The organism is Citrobacter sp. Cpa228 (assembly GCF_030333085.1).
GTDB lineage: Bacteria > Pseudomonadota > Gammaproteobacteria > Enterobacterales > Enterobacteriaceae > Citrobacter > Citrobacter pasteurii.
On record NZ_JAOWGQ010000054.1, the window covers coordinates 36,581 to 55,914 of the forward strand.

16 protein-coding genes are annotated in these 19,334 nt (G+C 53.0%); 11 read left to right on the forward strand and 5 right to left on the reverse strand.

The genetic code is table 11. From position 1 onward, the window contains the following. Positions 1–18: 18 nt before the first annotated feature. The gene (gene lysC / locus OGX91_RS17820; RefSeq protein WP_149691931.1) at positions 19–1,368 is read right to left on the reverse strand and encodes a lysine-sensitive aspartokinase 3; all 1,350 of its coding nucleotides are present in this window, start codon (positions 1,366–1,368) and stop codon (positions 19–21) included. Positions 1,369–1,669: 301 nt separating this feature from the next. Here lysC and pgi point away from each other — a divergent pair, with 301 nt between their 5' ends. From pgi to psiE, 6 genes are all read left to right on the forward strand, one after another. Continuing rightward, complete coding sequence (gene pgi, locus OGX91_RS17825; RefSeq protein WP_003826559.1) at positions 1,670–3,319, forward strand: glucose-6-phosphate isomerase; 1,650 nt, start codon at positions 1,670–1,672, stop codon at positions 3,317–3,319. Between the two features lie 418 nt (positions 3,320–3,737). Beyond that, a complete protein-coding gene (gene yjbE, locus OGX91_RS17830; RefSeq protein ID WP_040229828.1) occupies positions 3,738–3,980 on the forward strand; it encodes an exopolysaccharide production protein YjbE in 243 nt (80 codons plus the stop codon). 119 nt (positions 3,981–4,099) lie between these two features. After that, entirely contained in the window at positions 4,100–4,738 is a 639-nt protein-coding gene (locus tag OGX91_RS17835) for a YjbF family lipoprotein (protein ID WP_182289534.1), read from the forward strand. Beyond that, positions 4,735–5,472, forward strand: a complete 738-nt coding sequence (locus OGX91_RS17840; RefSeq protein ID WP_040229825.1) for a capsule biosynthesis GfcC family protein — start codon at positions 4,735–4,737, stop codon at positions 5,470–5,472. The genes OGX91_RS17835 and OGX91_RS17840 overlap by 4 nt, the downstream gene beginning before the upstream one ends. After that, entirely contained in the window at positions 5,472–7,568 is a 2,097-nt protein-coding gene (locus OGX91_RS17845) for a YjbH domain-containing protein (RefSeq protein WP_286627077.1), read from the forward strand. Before OGX91_RS17840 ends, OGX91_RS17845 begins: the two co-directional genes overlap by 1 nt. 178 nt (positions 7,569–7,746) lie before the next feature. Next, on the forward strand, positions 7,747–8,157 hold the full coding sequence (gene psiE, locus OGX91_RS17850; RefSeq protein ID WP_003031674.1) for a phosphate-starvation-inducible protein PsiE: 411 nt from the start codon (positions 7,747–7,749) through the stop codon (positions 8,155–8,157). 46 nt (positions 8,158–8,203) lie between these two features. On the opposite strand, the gene xylE is transcribed toward psiE, so the two are convergent. From xylE to malE, 4 genes are all read right to left on the reverse strand, one after another. Next, positions 8,204–9,679: a D-xylose transporter XylE gene (gene xylE / locus OGX91_RS17855; RefSeq protein ID WP_040229820.1), complete on the reverse strand. Its 1,476-nt coding sequence runs from the start codon at positions 9,677–9,679 to the stop codon at positions 8,204–8,206. A gap of 323 nt (positions 9,680–10,002) precedes the next feature. Further along, positions 10,003–10,893: a maltose ABC transporter permease MalG gene (malG, locus tag OGX91_RS17860; RefSeq protein ID WP_005132680.1), complete on the reverse strand. Its 891-nt coding sequence runs from the start codon at positions 10,891–10,893 to the stop codon at positions 10,003–10,005. A gap of 14 nt (positions 10,894–10,907) precedes the next feature. Then, a complete protein-coding gene (malF, locus tag OGX91_RS17865; protein WP_005132677.1) occupies positions 10,908–12,452 on the reverse strand; it encodes a maltose ABC transporter permease MalF in 1,545 nt (514 codons plus the stop codon). Between the two features lie 131 nt (positions 12,453–12,583). Next, positions 12,584–13,774: a maltose/maltodextrin ABC transporter substrate-binding protein MalE gene (gene malE, locus OGX91_RS17870; protein WP_003031680.1), complete on the reverse strand. Its 1,191-nt coding sequence runs from the start codon at positions 13,772–13,774 to the stop codon at positions 12,584–12,586. A gap of 361 nt (positions 13,775–14,135) precedes the next feature. On the opposite strand from malE, the gene malK reads away from it, so the two are divergent. From malK to ubiA, 5 genes are all read left to right on the forward strand, one after another. Continuing rightward, positions 14,136–15,245 (forward strand): maltose/maltodextrin ABC transporter ATP-binding protein MalK, encoded by a 1,110-nt coding sequence (gene malK / locus OGX91_RS17875; protein WP_005132674.1) that lies wholly within the window; start codon positions 14,136–14,138, stop codon positions 15,243–15,245. Between the two features lie 78 nt (positions 15,246–15,323). Then, entirely contained in the window at positions 15,324–16,679 is a 1,356-nt protein-coding gene (locus tag OGX91_RS17880; protein ID WP_005132671.1) for a maltoporin, read from the forward strand. Positions 16,680–16,792: 113 nt separating this feature from the next. Beyond that, entirely contained in the window at positions 16,793–17,740 is a 948-nt protein-coding gene (gene malM, locus OGX91_RS17885) for a maltose operon protein MalM (RefSeq protein ID WP_005132669.1), read from the forward strand. Between the two features lie 180 nt (positions 17,741–17,920). After that, positions 17,921–18,418, forward strand: a complete 498-nt coding sequence (gene ubiC, locus OGX91_RS17890; RefSeq protein WP_005132668.1) for a chorismate lyase — start codon at positions 17,921–17,923, stop codon at positions 18,416–18,418. Positions 18,419–18,431: 13 nt separating this feature from the next. Beyond that, the gene (ubiA, locus tag OGX91_RS17895) at positions 18,432–19,304 is read left to right on the forward strand and encodes a 4-hydroxybenzoate octaprenyltransferase (RefSeq protein ID WP_005132667.1); all 873 of its coding nucleotides are present in this window, start codon (positions 18,432–18,434) and stop codon (positions 19,302–19,304) included. Positions 19,305–19,334: the final 30 nt, after the last annotated feature.

The window sequence follows — 19,334 nt, forward strand, 5'->3', positions numbered from 1 at the left end:
TCGGGCGTTGACGTCGATTCATTCAAACAAATTATGGTGCAGCTTCTGTACCACCAGCTCGGCTTCGCTACCGGGCACCAGGAAGCACAGGTTATGGCTGGACGCGCCGTAGCAAATCATCCGAATATTGAACGGCTCCAGTACGCCGAACACCTCTTTACCCACGCCGCAGGCTTTGGACAGGTCGTTACCAATCAATGCCACCAGCGCCAGGCCTTCTTCAACTTCAACCCGGCACAGGGCCGACAGCTCCATCAGCAGAGACTGCGTGAGCAGTGTATCGCCGGTGGAAGTTGAACCAGTGGTATCCAGCGTCAGCGCCACGCTGACTTCGGATGTGGTAATTAAATCGACCGAGATATTGTGGCGTGCCAGGATGCCGAACACTTCCGCCAAAAAGCCGCGAGAGTGCAGCATATTCAGGCTATGCAGCGTCAGCAGCGTCTGCTTACGGCGCAAGGCCAGCGCCCGGAACAGCGGTGGATTCGCGGTTTTATTGCACACCAGCGTGCCGCCTGCTTTTGGATCCTTGCTCGAGCCAACAAATACCGGGATATCGCTACGTACGGCAGGCAACAGGGTTGCCGGGTGCAGCACTTTCGCGCCAAAGGTCGCCATTTCCGCGGCCTCTTCAAAAGCGATTTCATCAATACGCTGCGCAGCCGGAACGACACGTGGATCGGTCGTGTAAATGCCGGGAACATCAGTCCAGATATCGACGCGCGTTGCGTGCAGGGCTTCTGCCAGTAAGGCGGCGGTATAATCGCTGCCGCCGCGTCCCAGCGTGGTGGTGCGGCCTTTGCTTTCGCTGCCGATAAAGCCCTGAGTAATGACCAGACCTTCGTTCAACCGTGGGGCAAGCTGAATGGCTGCCAGTTCGGCCAGCGCCGCAACGTCGGGCTCTGCGCGGCCAAAACGATCGTTGGTGCGCATCACTTTACGCACGTCAAACCACTGCGCTTGCACGTTGCGCTCACGCAGGATCTCGACGAATAACAGGGTAGACATCAGTTCCCCGTGGCTGACCAGTTCGTCGGTTAGTGCGGTTGAGGTCGCCAGTGACGCCGCTTCTGCCAGCGTGGTGATGTTCTCCAGCAGACGTTCAATCTCTTCACGGATGACGTTCGGATAACGCAGGCGTTCCAGAATATTGAACTGAATTTGACGAATGGCGTCGAGTTTTTCGAAGCGCTCGGTTGGCTCCAGACCTTCTGCCAGCGCGACCAGCAGGTTAGTAATACCCGCCGAAGCGGACAGCACCACTAAACGTACGTTAGCATCAGAAAGCACGACATCAGCACTGCGATTCATGGCATCAAAATCTGCCACGCTGGTACCGCCAAATTTGGAGACAACTACATCAGTCATAACTACCTCGTGTCAGGGAATGAATAGAGCGACCATGGCACAAAGGCAGAACGGAAACCGGTGCAGGCGCAAATGCAAATACCGTATTTATAAATAAAATGTGTAGCCTGTACTGTCAACGCTGGGATTATGCGGATTTTTCATGCTGTGTTAGCGCTGAGTAACAGTACTTATAACAGCTATACTTTTTAGCTACGTTTGGCGGATGCCCTGGCAATGGCATTAAAACAATCACACTTTTCTGTGGCTGGCGTTACAATCGATCTCAGTCACAATTCTCAAAATCAGAAGAGTATTGCTAATGAAAAACATCAATCCAACGCAGACCTCAGCCTGGCAGGCACTACAAAAACACTTTGAAGAGATGAAAGACGTTACTATCGCGGATCTGTTCGCGAAAGATAGCGATCGTTTCACTAAGTTTTCCGCGACATTTGACGATCTGATGCTGGTGGATTTCTCCAAAAACCGCATCACTGAAGAGACACTGGCTAAACTGCAGGATCTGGCAAAAGAAACCGATTTGGCGGGTGCCATCAAATCCATGTTCTCCGGTGAGAAAATCAACCGTACTGAAGACCGTGCCGTGCTGCACGTGGCGCTGCGTAACCGTAGCAATACGCCGATCATCGTTGACGGCAAAGATGTGATGCCGGAAGTGAATGCGGTGCTGGAAAAGATGAAATCCTTCTCTGAAGCGATTATCTCCGGCAGTTGGAAAGGCTATACCGGCAAGGCCATTACTGATGTCGTGAACATCGGTATTGGCGGCTCTGACCTCGGCCCGTTCATGGTGACCGAAGCGCTGCGTCCGTACAAAAATCACCTGAATATGCACTTTGTGTCTAACGTCGATGGTACGCACATTGCCGAAGTGCTGAAAAAAGTGAATCCGGAAACCACGCTGTTCCTGGTCGCGTCTAAAACCTTCACCACCCAGGAAACTATGACCAACGCCCACAGCGCGCGCGACTGGTTCCTGGCGACCGCTGGCGACAACAAGCACGTAGCCAAACACTTCGCAGCGCTCTCCACTAACGGTAAAGCGGTTGGCGAGTTCGGTATTGATACTGCCAATATGTTCGAGTTCTGGGACTGGGTTGGCGGTCGTTACTCCCTGTGGTCTGCAATTGGTCTATCCATCATCCTGTCCGTGGGCTTCGACAACTTTGTTGAGCTGCTCTCTGGTGCGCACGCAATGGACAAACACTTCTCCACCACCCCAGCGGAGAAAAACCTGCCGGTGCTGCTGGCGCTGATCGGTATCTGGTACAACAACTTCTTCGGTGCTGAAACCGAAGCGATTTTGCCGTACGACCAGTATATGCATCGTTTCGCGGCCTATTTCCAGCAGGGCAACATGGAATCCAACGGTAAATACGTTGACCGTAACGGCAACGCCGTGGATTACCAGACTGGCCCAATCATCTGGGGTGAGCCGGGCACTAACGGTCAGCATGCGTTCTACCAGCTGATTCACCAGGGGACTAAAATGGTTCCGTGCGATTTCATCGCCCCGGCCATCACCCACAACCCGCTGTCGGATCACCATCCGAAACTGCTGTCTAACTTCTTCGCGCAGACCGAGGCGCTGGCATTCGGCAAGTCTCGTGAAGTGGTTGAGCAGGAATATCGCGACCAGGGTAAAGATCCGGCAACCCTGGACCACGTTGTGCCGTTCAAAGTGTTTGAAGGTAATCGTCCAACTAACTCTATCCTGCTGCGCGAAATCACGCCGTTCAGCCTGGGTGCGTTGATTGCGCTGTACGAGCACAAAATCTTCACTCAGGGCGCGATCCTGAACATCTTCACCTTTGACCAGTGGGGCGTTGAGCTGGGTAAACAACTGGCGAACCGTATTCTGCCAGAGCTGAAAGATGGTTCCGAAGTGAGCAGCCACGATAGTTCTACCAACGGTTTGATTAACCGTTATAAGTCCTGGCGTGCCTGATGGCGCTACGCTTATCAGGCCTACAGGACACTCTTGTAGGCCGGATAAGGCGTTTAGCCGCCATCCGGCATTAATGAAATAAAAAAGCCGATATTAATATCGGCTTTTTTATAAGAATGCTCCAGGATATCTGCGTCTTTGCTTCATTTCTTAATTGAGCTTAATCCTAAAATAATTCATTCAACGTTGTCCTGTCTCTGATGTTTTCAGATTTACCGGATATTGCATTTTCTATTTATATATTTTAACTGATTGATTACTTTAATTTTATTATCAAATTCTAATTATTTTCTCTCTTGTTATCTAATTATCCTAAATTCCCCTGTGGCGTAATTTGTACACTTTGGCTTGTGTATACTCGATCTCGCCCGAAATTCTTTTGGGTAAATCTCCATTCATGCAATGAAGGGAATTTGTGATGAAAAAAGTTGTGTATGGCCTGTGGGCTATATCTGCGCTTGCGGCGACGTCTGTCTATGCCGCCCCCGTTCAGGTGGGGGAGGCTGCAGGGTCGGCTGCCGCGTCGGTTTCGGCGGGAAGTTCCTCCGCGACCAGCGTGAGCACCGTAAGTTCTGCGGTGGGGGTTGCCCTGGCGGCAACCGGTGGCGGCGATGGTTCTAATACCGGAACCACCACCACGACAACCACCAGTACCCAGTAATAAAGGTACGTTTAATTCTAACCACACTTCGGTGTGGTTATTTTGGAATTGCCAAAAGTCTGTGGGATTTGTAGGCCGGGTAAGCGTCGCGCCACCCGGCAATAATGCGGAGAAACGTCGTGAAGCGACCAGCGCTCATAATGGTTTGCCTGCTACTACAGGCGTGCTCAGCCACCACCGAAGGGTTGGGGCATTCGCTGTGGGATAGCGTATTTGGGACTCCCGGCGTACAGATGACGGATGATGAAATCCAAAATATGCCTTACGCCAGCCAGTATATGCAGCTCAACGGCGGTCCCCAGTTGTTTGTGGTACTCGCGTTCGCGGAAAACGGACAGCAGAAATGGGTGACTCAGGATCGGGCCATTCTTGTCACGCAGCATGGGCGCATTGTGAAAACACAGCTCGACGGAGACAACCTCATCGAGGTGAATAATCTGGCTGCCGACCCGCTTAGTAAGCCCAATCAGATAGTCGATGGCGCAACGTGGTCTCGCACGATGGGCTGGACCGAGCATCAGCAGGTACGCTATGCCACCGCCCGCTCGGTTTTCACATGGGATGGTGCTGACACCATCAAGGTCGGCAGCGATGAAACGCCGGTACGGATCCTCGATGAAGACGTCACCACCGATCAAACGCGCTGGCATAACCGCTACTGGGTAGACAGTGACGGCATGATTCGCCGGTCAGAACAGTATCTTGGCGCAGGTTTCTTCCCGGTGAAAACCACGCTGATTAAGGCGGCAAAACCATGATGAAACAAATGATTACCGCGCTGACATTCAGCCTGTGCACGGCATCTGTTTTTGCTGCGGGCAGTGTAAAAGTGATCACGACAGGCAGCACCGAAGCAAAAACGTTGACCGGCGCGGAGCATTTGGTCGATCTGGTGGGTCAACCGAAGCTGGCGAATAGCTGGTGGCCAGGTGCGGTGATTGGCGAAGAGCAGGCAACGGCTGAGGCACAACGTCAACAGCAGGCATTACTGGCGCGCCTGGCGGCGCTGAGCGCTGAAGAAAGTGGTAACGATGCCGCGGCTATCAACGCGTTACGCCAGCAAATTCAGGCGCTTAAGGTGACCGGCAGACAGACGATTAATCTTGACCCGGATGTGGTGCGTGTCAGCGAGCGAGGCAACCCGCCATTGCAGGGCAATTACACGCTGTGGGTTGGGCCGCAGCCCACGGATATCACGCTGCTGGGTTTGCTAAGCCACCCGGGTAAGCAGCCGTTTATACCCGGACGTGATGTTGCCAGCTATCTCGATGGGCAGCGTCGGCTCAGCGGCGCGGATCGTAGCTACGCCTGGATTGTCTATCCCGACGGACGCACACAAAAAGTAGCGGTCGCCTACTGGAACAAACGTCACATTGAGCCGATGCCCGGCAGCATCATTTTTGTCGGGCTGTCGGACTCTGTCTGGAGCAGCACCCCGGATGAAATCAATGCCGACATTCTTCGCACCCTGACCCAGCGGATACCCGAATAATGAGAAAAACTTATCTGCTCAGCCTGTTGGCGCTGGGTATCAGCGCGGCCTGTCACGGTGAAACTTATCCTGCGCCGATTGGTCCTTCCCAGTCTGATTTTGGCGGCGTAGGGCTGCTGCAAACCCCAACCGCACGTATGGCCCGTGAAGGCGAAATGAGCCTCAACTACCGCGATAACGATCAGTACCGCTACTACTCCGCGTCGGTGCAACTGTTCCCGTGGCTGGAAACGACCCTGCGCTATACCGATGTGCGCACCAAAAAATACAGCAGCGTGGAGTCGTTTTCAGGCGATCAGACATACAAGGATAAGGCTTTCGACCTGAAGCTGCGATTGTGGGAAGAGAGCTACTGGATGCCACAGGTGGCGGTGGGGGCACGCGATATCGGCGGAACCGGCCTGTTCGATGCGGAGTATATTGTGGCGAACAAAGCCTGGGGACCGTTTGATTTCTCGCTCGGTCTCGGTTGGGGATACCTCGGGACCAGCGGCAACGTCAGCAATCCGTTTTGCTCATACAGCGATAAATTCTGTCATCGCGATAACAGCTACAAACAGGCGGGTTCCATTGACGGTAGCCAGATGTTCCACGGCCCGGCATCGCTGTTTGGCGGCGTAGAGTATCAGACACCCTGGCAGCCGCTGCGCCTGAGACTGGAGTATGAGGGTAATAATTATCAGCAGGATTTTGCGGGCAAGCTGGATCAGAAGAGCAAGTTTAACGTCGGCGCTATTTATCGCGTCACCGATTGGGCCGACGTTAACCTCAGCTATGAGCGCGGCAACACCTTTATGTTTGGGGTCACGCTGCGGACTAACTTTAACGATCTGCGACCACACTATAACGACAACGCCCGCCCGAAATACCAGCCGCAGCCGCAGGATGCCATCCTGCAACATTCGGTGGTGGCGAATCAGCTAACGTTGCTGAAATATAACGCCGGGCTGGCGGATCCTAAAATTCAGGTGCAGGGCGATACCCTGTATGTGACCGGCGAACAGGTGAAATACCGTGATTCGCGTGAAGGGATCGAACGTGCGAACCGGATCGTGATGAACGATCTTCCCGACGGGATCCGCACGATCCGTATTACGGAAAATCGCCTTAACTTGCCGCAGGTGACGACCGAAACAGAAGTTTCCAGCCTCAAGCGCCATCTGGAAGGCGAGCCGTTGGGCCATGAGACTCAACTGGCGCAAAAACGCGTGGAGCCGGTGGTGCCGAAAACCACCGAGCAGGGCTGGTATATCGACAAATCACGTTTCGATTTTCACATCGATCCGGTACTTAACCAGTCGGTGGGCGGCCCGGAAAATTTCTATATGTATCAACTGGGCGTGATGGGCACGGCGGATCTGTGGGTTACCGATCATCTGCTGACTACCGGTAGCCTGTTTGCCAATCTCGCCAATAACTACGACAAGTTTAACTACACTAACCCACCGCAGGATTCGCATTTGCCACGCGTGCGTACCCATGTGCGTGAGTATGTACAGAACGACGTCTACGTGAATAACCTGCAGGCCAATTACTTCCAGTCTCTCGGTAACGGATTCTATGGACAGGTTTACGGCGGTTATCTGGAAACCATGTACGGCGGGGCGGGCGCGGAAATATTGTACCGTCCATTGGACAGCAACTGGGCGTTTGGCGTTGACGCCAACTACGTGAAACAGCGTGACTGGCGTAGCGCGCAGGACATGATGAAATTCACCGACTACAGCGTGAAGACCGGGCATTTGACCGCGTACTGGAATCCTTCGTTTGCCCAGGATGTTCTGGTGAAAGCCAGCGTGGGGCAATATCTGGCGGGGGACAAGGGCGGCACACTGGAAATTGCGAAACGCTTCGATAGCGGCGTGGTTGTTGGCGGTTATGCGACCATCACGAATGCATCGCCGGACGAGTACGGAGAGGGGGATTTCACCAAAGGGGTGTACGTTTCCGTGCCGCTGGATCTTTTCTCCTCTGGTCCAACCCGCAGTCGTGCGGCGATAGGCTGGACACCGTTAACGCGTGATGGTGGTCAGCAGCTTGGGCGTAAGTTTGGTCTGTACGATATGACCAGCGACCGGAGCGAGAACTTCCGTTAATGCTTGCTTGCCCGGTGGCGCAGAGCTTACCGGGCCTACAGTACGGCTGTAGGCCGGATAAGGCAAAGCCGCCATCCGGCAAAGATCATATGGCGAACAAAACATAAACAAAAAATGTAGATCTCTGTCACATTTTTGCGTTATACAGGAACCTCGCCACTGAGTAAGAGGTGCTGTTATGACGTCGCTATCTCGTCCCCGCGTGGAGTTTATCTCCACCATCTTGCAGACCGTGCTGAATCTGGGGCTGCTGAGTCTGGGCCTGATCCTGGTCGTATTCCTCGGGAAAGAAACGCTGCATCTGGCAGATGTGCTGTTCGCGCCGGAACAAACCAGCAAATATGAGCTGGTGGAAGGGCTGGTGGTTTACTTCCTGTACTTTGAATTTATCGCGCTGATTGTGAAGTACTTTCAGTCAGGGTTTCACTTTCCGCTGCGCTACTTTGTCTATATCGGGATCACGGCGATTGTGCGGTTGATCATTGTCGATCATAAAGCACCCATGGATGTGTTGATCTATTCCGCGGCGATCCTGCTGCTGGTGATCACCCTGTGGCTGTGTAATTCCAAACGGCTGAAGCGAGAGTAAAAAAACAACACGCCGCAATCGGGCTGCGGCGTGTTGCTGCTCAGGGTTACTGCGCAGAGGCAGGCTTCGCTTTCTCTGCTGCGGGCTCCCACAGTTCTTCAAGTTCTTCCAGCGTTTTGCCCTTGGTTTCCGGTACGAACTTCCACATGAATAGCGCCGCCAGGATGCCCATACAACCGTAGATCCAGTAGGAGAAACCGTTGTGGAAATGGGAAACCAGCCAGGAGTTTTTGTCCATCATCGGGAAGGTCCAGGAGACGAAGTAGTTCGCCAGCCACTGGGCCGCAACCGCAATGGCGAGCGCTTTACCGCGAATCGCATTGGGGAAGATTTCTGCCAGCAACACCCAACAAACCGGTCCCCAGGACATGGCGAATGCCGCAACGTAAAATAGCATCGACAGCAGCGCCACCAGGCCGGAAGCCTGCGTGTAAAACGCGGTACCGAGGCTGAACATCCCAATTGCCATGCCGAGTGCGCCAATGATCTGCAGCGGTTTGCGACCAAATTTGTCTACCGTCATGATAGCCAGCACGGTGAAGCTCAGGTTGATTACGCCGACAATGATGGTCTGCAATAGCGCCACATCGGTACTGGCTCCAAGCGTTTTGAAGACTTCTGGTGCGTAGTACAGCACGACATTGATGCCGACAAATTGCTGGAAGATAGATAACATCACGCCAATAACGATCACGCCTGCACCAAACATCAACAGACGCCCACCGGTTTTGCGACCATGCTCGAGTGACTGATTAATCTCCTGCATGGCCTGAGTGGCGAGTGTGCTACCCATAATCTTGCGCAGAATACTTTCTGCCTGTTCATGTCTGCCGCGCGCCATTAGCCAACGTGGGCTTTCTGGTACGGTATACAGCAGCAGTAAAAACAGTAGGGCGGGGATACTTTCGGAGGCGAACATATATCGCCAGCCATCGGTATTCAGCCAGTTGGCATCGCCAGAACGGGCAATAAAATAGTTAACGCAGTACACCAGCAACTGGCCAAAAATAATCGCGAATTGGTTAAAGGAAACCAGTTTTCCACGAATATGTGCCGGAGCCAGCTCAGCAATATACATAGGTGAAAGCATGGAAGCTAAACCTACGCCAATACCACCGATGATGCGATAAATAACGAATTCGGGGACGTACCCTGCTAAATAAACAGGCACAGCATTATCGGGGTTAATGGTGGTAAAACCTAATTCTGGCCATGCGGATCCGATGCCGGAAATAAAAAATAACAGCGCAGCGATTTTCAGCGAATCCCGGCGACCAAAGCGGTTACTGCAATAGCCGCCCAGCGCACCGCCGATGATGCAGCCAATCAGCGCACTGGCAACACAGAAACCCAACAGCGAGTTAGCGGCGGATTCACTTAAGTGTTGTGGCGCGACAAATACGGTATTTAAGGATTCTACCGTTCCGGATATGACAGCAGTGTCGTAACCGAATAATAGTCCTCCTAAAGTTGCAACTAATGTAATCGAAAAAATATAACTGGAATTATATTGAGTGTTCATTCAGACCTGCCTTAGAGGGTACAGCTCTTTTGATCAGTGCCGTGATGGTGAATTTAACAGGCAGGGAAGACAATTATCATTTTTTACATTGCAATTACGTTTTGTCTTTTCTGTGATCTTAATTCCGTTTAATTGGTTTATTTTCAGGTGAAAAATAGAATTGCAGTGATGGGGAGCACGAAAGGAAATAATCGTAAACGTAATGCAAAATAACATAAAAAATGGCGCTCCGTAGAGCGCCGAATAACAGTCACAGGTTGGGATAACATAAGTTGAGGGTTGCAGTGGCATTGCCCGTTGCCGGGCGTTTACTTCGGTAAAACTTAACCTTTCACACCACCCGCCGTCAGGCCGTTGACCAGCCAGCGCTGCGCCAGCAGGAATACCAGCGTGATCGGAATAGCTGAAAGTACAGCTGCGGCGGCAAAGTCGCCCCACAAATAGTTCTGTGGATTGAGGTACTGCTGCATACCTACCGCAAGGGTGTAGCTGTTCACATCACGCAGCAGCAGTGACGCGACCGGGACTTCGGTAATAGCGGCAATGAACGACAGAATAAACACCACCGCCAGAATCGGAACGGAAAGTGGCAGCAGCACCAGGCGGAAGGCCTGCCACGGGGTCGCGCCGTCCAGCGAGGCCGCTTCTTCCAGCGAACCGTCGATGGTTTCGAAATAGCCTTTAATCGTCCACACATGCAGCGCAATACCGCCAAGATAGGCGAAGATCACGCCACCGTGAGTGTTCAGACCAATAAACGGAATGTACTGGCCCAGGCGGTCAAACAAGGCATATAACGCGACCAGAGACAGCACCGCTGGGAACATCTGGAAAATCAGCATCCCTTTAAGCAGGGTTGCTTTGCCGGGGAAGCGCATACGGGCAAAGGCGTAAGCACAGGTGGTGGAAAGCGTCACAATACCGATCGCGGTAATGGTGGCCACTTTCACTGAGTTCCACAGCCACAGCAGTACCGGGAACGGCGGCGGCGTCACACGGCCATCTGCGTGCTCAACGCTAAAGCCCAGCGCCAGTTTCCAGTGTTCCCAGGAGATGTTTTCCGGGATCAGGCTACCGGTGGCGAAGTTACCTTCGCGCAGCGAGATAGCGATAACCATCAGCAGCGGGAACATGATCGCTGCGATGAAAATCAGCAACAGCAGGTGCGTTGTTAAGAGACGCAGTTTCTGAGATTTGGGTTGTACCATAGCCATGTTCGTTGTCTCCCTTAATCAAACTTCATTCGTGTGGCTTTCAGGTTAACAATCGCCAGCGCACCCACCAGCAGGAAGATCAGCGTGGCAATCGCTGCTGCCAGACCGAAGTCCTGACCGCCGCCGCCTTCGAAGGCGATACGGTAGGTGTAGCTGACGAGCAGGTCGGTATAGCCTGCAGGCGTGGTGGTGCCAAGACGGTCCGGGCCACCGTTGGTCAACAGTTGAATCAGCACGAAGTTGTTAAAGTTAAAGGCGAAGCTGGCGATCATCAGCGGCGTCAACGGCTTAATCAGCAGCGGTAGCGTAATCTTAAAGAAGTTCTGGAACGGGCCTGCGCCGTCCATTGCCGAGGCTTCATACAGATCGTCAGGAATCGCTTTCAGCAGACCCATGCACAGGATCATCATGTACGGATAGCCCAGCCAGGTGTTGACGATAATAATCATTGAACGCGCGGTGGTGGGGTCGCTGAACCAGGCCGGTTTGATACCGAACAGTGCGCTCAGCATCATGTTGATTTCACCAAAACTCTGGTTGAACAGCCCTTTGAAAATCAGAATCGAGATAAACGACGGCACGGCATACGGCAGAATCAGCAGCACACGGTAAACCGCTTTACCTTTGAGAGACTCCCACTGTACGAGACAAGCCAGCACCATCCCGACGGCCACGGTGAGGATCACGGTCAGAACGGAGAAGACCACCGTCCAGACAAAGATGGCGAAAAACGGTTTCTGGATACCTTCGTCGGTAAACACGCGGGTGAAGTTATCCCAGCCGATGGTCACGGTATAGCCAGGGCTTAACTTTTCTGTACCCCAACTCCCGTCGGCATTAATCGCCTGGTAATAACCAATGTCGCTGTTTGGACGGTATTTTACGCCGCTCTGGTTGTTGGTGAGCGTGCCGTCGTCAGCGAGAGTATAGAGCGGTTGCGTGCCGGAGAACTGGCGCAACGAGCTCATGATCACTTTGCTTTCATCCGGCAGGATGGCGGTCAGTTGGTTCAGCGCCTGGCGATTCTGCGTGATGATACGCAGCGTTCCACGTTCGCCCGCTGGCAAGGCATCCGTTTCTTTTAGTTGCAGTTTTTGTTCGCCGCCAAATTTGAAGGCGTCGGAAACATAATTCTTGCCGGTTTCACCGTCGGTGAGAGCCAGTTGCCACTCCGTACCCGCCGGATACAGACCAAAGTTGTAGGTTTTACCTGCCTGATAAGAACGATCCATCAGGACTTCCTGAGCACGTTCAAAGGTCAGTTGGTTGGTGCTGCTGTAGTTGGTAAAGGCAATCGCGATGGTGCAAACCAATGGAAACAGAACAAACAGCCCCATACCGGCGACGCCAGGATAAACATAACGCCAGGCATAGGTTTTACGGTTAGCGAAAATATACAGGCCAGCAGAGCTTAAAATCAGCGTCATGATGGCAAACAGGTACTCCCCCTGAGCGTACATCAAAACAACAAGGTAACCGACCAGCAGCCCAAGCAGACCCATCACTGACCATTTCAGTGTGTCGCTTTGCCACCAGTGTTTCTTTTTAATGACATCCATGGGGTTCAATCCTCAACAACAATGAAAACCTGTTGGTCAGCGTGCCTGATGGCGCTGCGCTTATCAGGCCTACGGTAAGTTGTAGGCCGGATAAGGCATTGATGCCGCCATCCGGCACGTGCGCTACAGCACTACTTGGTGATACGACCTTGTGCATCTTTCAGTGCGGCATCGACGGTCTGACGACCGCTGGCTGCGTTGATCACTGCGGTACGAACGGCGTACCAGAATGCTGACATCTGCGGGATGTTCGGCATGATTTCGCCTTTCTGGGCGTTATCCATGGTGGCAGCGATGCGTGGATCTTTTGCTAATTGATCCTGGAAGGATTTCAGCGCAACGGCACCCAGCGGTTTGTCCTTGTTTACTTCATCCAGACCCTGATCGGTCAGCAGATAGTTTTCGAGGAACTCTTTCGCCAGTTCTTTGTTCGGGCTGGCGGCGTTAATACCGGCGCTCAGCACGCCAACAAACGGTTTAGACGCTTTACCTTTGAAGGTTGGCAGCAGCGTTACGCCGTAGTTGATTTTGCTCTTGTCGATGTTCGACCATGCCCACGGGCCATTAATGGTCATCGCGGTATCGCCTTTGTTAAAGGCCGCTTCAGCGATGGAATAGTCGGTATCCGCGTTCATGTGTTTGTTCTTGATGAGATCAACCAGGAAGGTCAGACCGGCTTTCGCGCCAGCGTTATCCACGCCGACGTCTTTCACATCGTACTTGCCGTTTTCAAACTTGAATGCGTAACCACCGTCGGCAGCAATCAGCGGCCAGGTGAAGTACGGTTCTTGCAGGTTGAACATCAGTGCAGATTTGCCTTTTGCCTTCAGCTCTTTATCCAACGCCGGGATTTCTTCCCAGGTTTTTGGCGGGTTCGGAACGAGGTCTTTGTTATAAATCAACGACAGCGCTTCAACCGCGATTGGGTAGGCAATCAGCTTGCCGTTATAGCGTACGGCATCCCAGGTGAACGGATAGAGTTTGTCCTGGAACGCTTTGTCCGGGGTGATTTCGGCCAGCAGGCCAGACTGTGCGTAACCACCAAAACGGTCATGCGCCCAGAAGATAATGTCCGGGCCATCACCGGTCGCGGCAACCTGCGGGAATTTTTCTTCTAGTTTGTCCGGGTGCTCAATGGTGACTTTGATACCCGTGTCTTTCTCGAATTTTTTGCCCACTTCAGCGAGGCCGTTGTAGCCTTTATCGCCGTTAATCCAGATAACCAGCTTACCTTCTTCAATCTTGGCGAGAGCCGAGGCGGAGAACATCATCGTCGTCAATGCGGACAATGCGAGGATGCGTGCGCCAGTTTTGATTTTCATAGTTCCCATCCTGTTTGGTGATTTTGCAGAGGTGGCTTAACGGTGACTAGTTTCTTTATACGACAACCTCTTTCCATCCTCCTTACCCCTACGCCCCACCCGTTCTTTATGTGATCTGTGTTACATAAATGTGAGTAATGCGTACTGGCGCACATAAAAACCCACTGATTTTTGCAAGCGACATCACGAAATTCCTCCACGGCGTACAGCCAGGGTCTCAGACGCTGCTCTCTCATCCTCCCGCCTCCTCCCCCATAAAAAAGCTGGGGGGTGGAGGATTCACGCCGTTAAGGGATAACGCATAGTCAATCCATCAATGAATGTTGCTGTCGATGACAGGTTGTAACGAAGGGAGAAGGGCATGGCGAGCGTACAGCTGCGAAATGTAACGAAAGCCTGGGGTGACGTGGTGGTATCGAAAGATATCAATCTCGACATTCATGAAGGGGAATTCGTGGTGTTTGTCGGACCGTCAGGCTGTGGTAAGTCAACCTTGCTGCGTATGATCGCCGGACTTGAAACCATCACCAGTGGTGATTTGTTCATCGGGGAGACCCGGATGAATGACATTCCACCTGCCGAACGTGGCGTGGGGATGGTCTTCCAGTCCTATGCGCTGTATCCCCATTTGTCCGTCGCCGAAAACATGTCATTCGGCCTCAAACTCGCTGGCGCGAAAAAAGAGGTGATGAATCAGCGTGTTAATCAGGTCGCGGAAGTGCTGCAACTGGCCCATCTGCTGGAGCGCAAACCCAAAGCGCTCTCTGGTGGACAACGTCAGCGTGTGGCGATTGGCCGTACGTTGGTTGCAGAGCCGCGTGTCTTTCTGTTGGACGAACCGCTGTCAAACCTCGATGCCGCACTGCGCGTCCAGATGCGCATTGAAATCTCCCGCCTGCATAAGCGTCTTGGCCGCACGATGATTTACGTCACCCACGATCAGGTCGAAGCGATGACCCTGGCCGACAAAATTGTGGTGCTGGATGCCGGCCGCGTCGCGCAGGTCGGTAAACCCCTGGAGCTGTACCACTACCCGGCTGACCGCTTTGTTGCCGGGTTTATTGGTTCGCCAAAGATGAACTTCCTGCCGGTGAAAGTGACGGCAACGGCGATCGATCAGGTTCAGGTTGAGCTGCCTAACCGCCAGCAAATATGGCTACCAGTGGAAAGCCGTGCGGTGCAGGTCGGCGCCAATATGTCTTTAGGTATTCGCCCGGAACATCTGCTGCCCAGCGATATTGCTGATGTCACCCTCGAAGGTGAAGTACAGGTAGTCGAGCAGTTGGGTCACGAAACACAAATCCATATCCAGATCCCCGCCATCCGTCAGAACCTGGTTTACCGCCAGAACGACGTGGTGTTGGTAGAAGAGGGTGCCACATTCGCTATCGGCCTGCCGCCAGAGCGTTGCCATCTGTTCCGTGAGGATGGCACTGCATGTCGTCGGTTGCACCAGGAGCCGGGCGTTTAAGGTATCCCATTAAAAAAAAGCGCAAAACCGTCAAGGTGAAGCGTTTAAAGAAAAGCAATGATCTCAGGAGATAGAACGATGATTACTCTGCGCAAGCTCCCTCTGGCGGTTGCTGTGGCGGCAGGCATTATGTCTGTTCAGGCAATGGCTGTCGATTTCCATGGTTATGCTCGTTCCGGTATCGGCTGGACAGGTAGTGGCGGCGAACAACAATGTTTCCAGGCAACCGGTGCCCAAAGTAAATACCGTCTCGGTAACGAATGTGAAACCTATGCCGAAATTAAGCTGGGCCAGGAAGTGTGGAAAGAAGGCGATAAGAGCTTCTACTTCGACACTAACGTTGCCTATTCCGTCGCACAGCAGAATGACTGGGAAGGGACTGACCCGGCCTTCCGTGAAGCCAACGTGCAGGGTAAAAACCTGATTGAATGGCTGCCAGGCTCCACTATCTGGGCCGGTAAGCGCTTCTATCAGCGTCATGACGTTCACATGATCGACTTCTACTACTGGGATATTTCAGGTCCTGGTGCTGGTATTGAAAACATCGATCTGGGCTTCGGTAAACTGTCTCTGGCCGCGAGCCGTTCACAGGAAGCGGGTGGTTCATACGCTTTCAGTAGCCAGAATATCTATGATCGTACCAAAGACACCGCCAACGACGTATTTGATGTTCGTTTAGCGCAGTTGGCAACTAACCCGGATGGGATGTTGGAACTGGGCGTTGACTATGGCCGTGCGAATACCACCGATGATTACCACCTGGCAGACGGCGCATCTAAAGACGGCTGGATGTTCACCGCTGAACATACCCAGAGCATGCTGAAGGGCTACAACAAGTTTGTTGTTCAGTACGCGACAGATTCTATGACCACTCAGGGTAAAGGTCTGAACCAAGGGTCTTACGGTTCATCCTCCATCACCGTTACTAACCCAGACGGTAGTAAAACGAATTACGCCAATAACGTTATTAATAACAACGGTAGCCTGTTCCGCGTACTTGACCACGGTGCAATCTCCCTGGGCGACAAATGGGATCTGATGTACGTCGGTATGTACCAGAACCTCGATATGGATAACGACCTGGGGACCGAATGGTACACCGTCGGTATTCGTCCGATGTACAAATGGACACCGATCATGAGCACCCTGCTGGAAGTCGGTTACGACAACGTCAAATCTCAGCAGACCAGCGATCGCAACAGCCAATACAAAATCACCCTGGCGCAACAGTGGCAGGCGGGTGACAGCATCTGGTCCCGCCCGGCAATTCGTGTCTTTGCAACCTATGCCAAATGGGATGAAGAGTGGGGCTACGTTAAAAATGGTAACGACGTAACCAAATACGCCGCTGCAACGAACTCTGGTATCAGCACAACCAGCCGTGGCGACAGCGATGAGTGGTCCTTCGGTGCCCAGATGGAAATCTGGTGGTAATTCAGCACTAACCTGACGTAAAGACCGAAAGAGGGGCGCCAGCCCCTCTTGATTACGGTTTAGCGCGCTATTGCCTGGCCACCGCTGAACCCATGCTATCTGAGGTGATAACAATGAAAATGAAGAAAAGTCTCGTTGCCCTTTGTTTATCTGCAGGGTTATTTGCCAGCGCGCCTGGCATCAGCCTGGCCGATGTAAATATTGTTCCGCAGAACACCACCGCGGCTCCAACTATCCCCACTGCTGCGCTACAACAGTTAACCTGGACGCCGGTTGATCAATCCAAAACCCAGGCGACACAGCTAGCGACAGCGGGTCAGCGTCTGGATGTTGCTGGTATTACTGGCCCAGTTGCTGCGTACAGCGTACCCGCAAATATTGGTGAGTTAACCCTGACGCTGACCAGTGAAGTCAACAAACAAACCAGTGTATTTGCGCCAAACGTCTTAATTCTTGATCAGAACATGACGCCATCTGCGTTCTTCCCCAGCAGCTATTTCACCTACCAGGAGCCCGGCGTGATGAGTGCCGATCGTTTGGAAGGGGTAATGCGTCTGACGCCAGCGCTGGGCCAGCAAAAACTTTATGTTCTGGTCTTTACCACAGATAAAGATCTCCAGCAGACCACGACCCTGCTTGACCCGGCAAAAGCCTATGCCAAGGGTGTGGGCAACGCTGTTCCGGATATTCCTGACCCGATCGCCCGTCATACCACCGACGGTCTGCTGAAACTGAAAGTCAAAACCAGCTCCTCCTCCAGCGTGCTGGTCGGGCCGCTGTTTGGCTCATCCGGCCCTGGCCCTGTCACGGTGGGTAATACCGCAGCGCCTGCGGTGGCCTATGCGGCTCCGGCTGCCGCGGTAGCCGCACCGGCACCGCAACCAGTGAAGAAAAGCGAGCCGATGTTAAATGACACGGAAAGTTATTTTAACCAGGGCATTAAGGATGCCGTGGCGAAAGGCGATGTCGATAAAGCGCTGAAGCTGCTTGATGAAGCTGAACGTCTGGGATCCAAATCTGCCCGTTCCACCTTTATCAGCAGTGTAAAAGGCAAGGGGTAACCATCTCCCCACATTGTTGATTTTGCAACAACTGGTGCGTCTCCTGGCGCACCTTTTTTTATCCTTCGATGCTACTTGTTACACTTATGTTGCCCTACCGATCACTTAATCGTGTTTGCTCACCCCGCAAAGCCTTTTCTGCGATACAATGCCTTCAGGTTATGAATCGGAGAGTAAGGCATGCCACACCCCGCGTTAACGCAACTGCGTGCTCTGCGTTATTTTGATGCGATCCCGTCGCTTGACCCCCAATTGCTCGACTGGTTGTTACTGGAAGATTCCATGACCAAACGTTTTGAGCAGCAGGGAAAACAGGTCACCGTAACATTGATACGAGAAGGATTCGTTGGGCAAAATGAGGTCACTGAAGAGTTGACGTTGCTGCCGGCAGAATCCCGCTATTGGTTGCGGGAAATCCTGTTATGCGCGGATGGTGAGCCGTGGCTTGCCGGTCGGACTGTCGTGCCGGAATCCACCTTGTGCGGCCCCGAACTGGCTTTACAAAATTTGGGGAAAACCCCGCTCGGGCGCTATTTGTTTACATCATCGACATTGACCCGCGATTTTATTGAGATTGGCCGCGATGCAGCGTTGTGGGGACGTCGTTCCCGCCTGCGGCTGAGCGGTAAGCCGCTGATGCTTACCGAGCTTTTTTTGCCTGCATCGCCGTTGTACTGAGAGGAAGATAAAGATGGAGTGGAGTCTGACGCAGAATAAGCTGCTGGCGTTTCACCGCTTGATGCGTACGGATAAGCCAATCGGTGCCTTACTACTGCTCTGGCCTACGCTGTGGGCGCTGTGGGTAGCGACCCCCGGCGTACCGCAATTGTGGATACTGGCGGTGTTTGTCGCCGGTGTGTGGCTGATGCGCGCTGCCGGATGCGTGGTGAATGATTATGCCGACAGGAAATTTGACGGACACGTCAAACGGACCGCAAACCGGCCGCTACCGAGCGGTGCAGTCACGGAGAAAGAGGCCCGAACACTGTTTGTTGTGCTGGTGTTGCTCGCCTTCCTGTTGGTTCTGACTCTTAACACGATGACGATTTTGTTGTCCGTTGCCGCGTTAGCACTGGCGTGGGTTTATCCCTTCATGAAACGCTATACGCACCTGCCGCAGGTGGTGCTGGGGGCGGCGTTTGGCTGGTCTATTCCCATGGCGTTTGCCGCCGTGAGTGAGTCTGTACCACTGAGCTGTTGGCTGATGTTCCTCGCCAACATTCTCTGGGCGGTGGCCTATGACACCCAGTATGCGATGGTCGATCGTGATGACGATCTGAAGATTGGCATTAAATCAACCGCCATTCTGTTTGGTCAGAACGACAAGCTGATTATTGGCATTCTGCAGGTTGGTGTGCTGGCGCTGATGGCGATGGTGGGCTGGTTAAACGGGTTGGGGCTGGGCTATTACTGGTCACTGCTGGTGGCGGGCGCGCTGTTTGTGTATCAGCAGAAACTGATTGTCGATCGTGAACGGGATGCCTGCTTTAAAGCGTTTATGAACAATAACTATGTGGGGCTGGTGCTGTTCTTAGGGCTGGCGATGAGCTACTGGCACCTTTGAGTTTGGCTTAGCCTGCACAATAAAAACCGG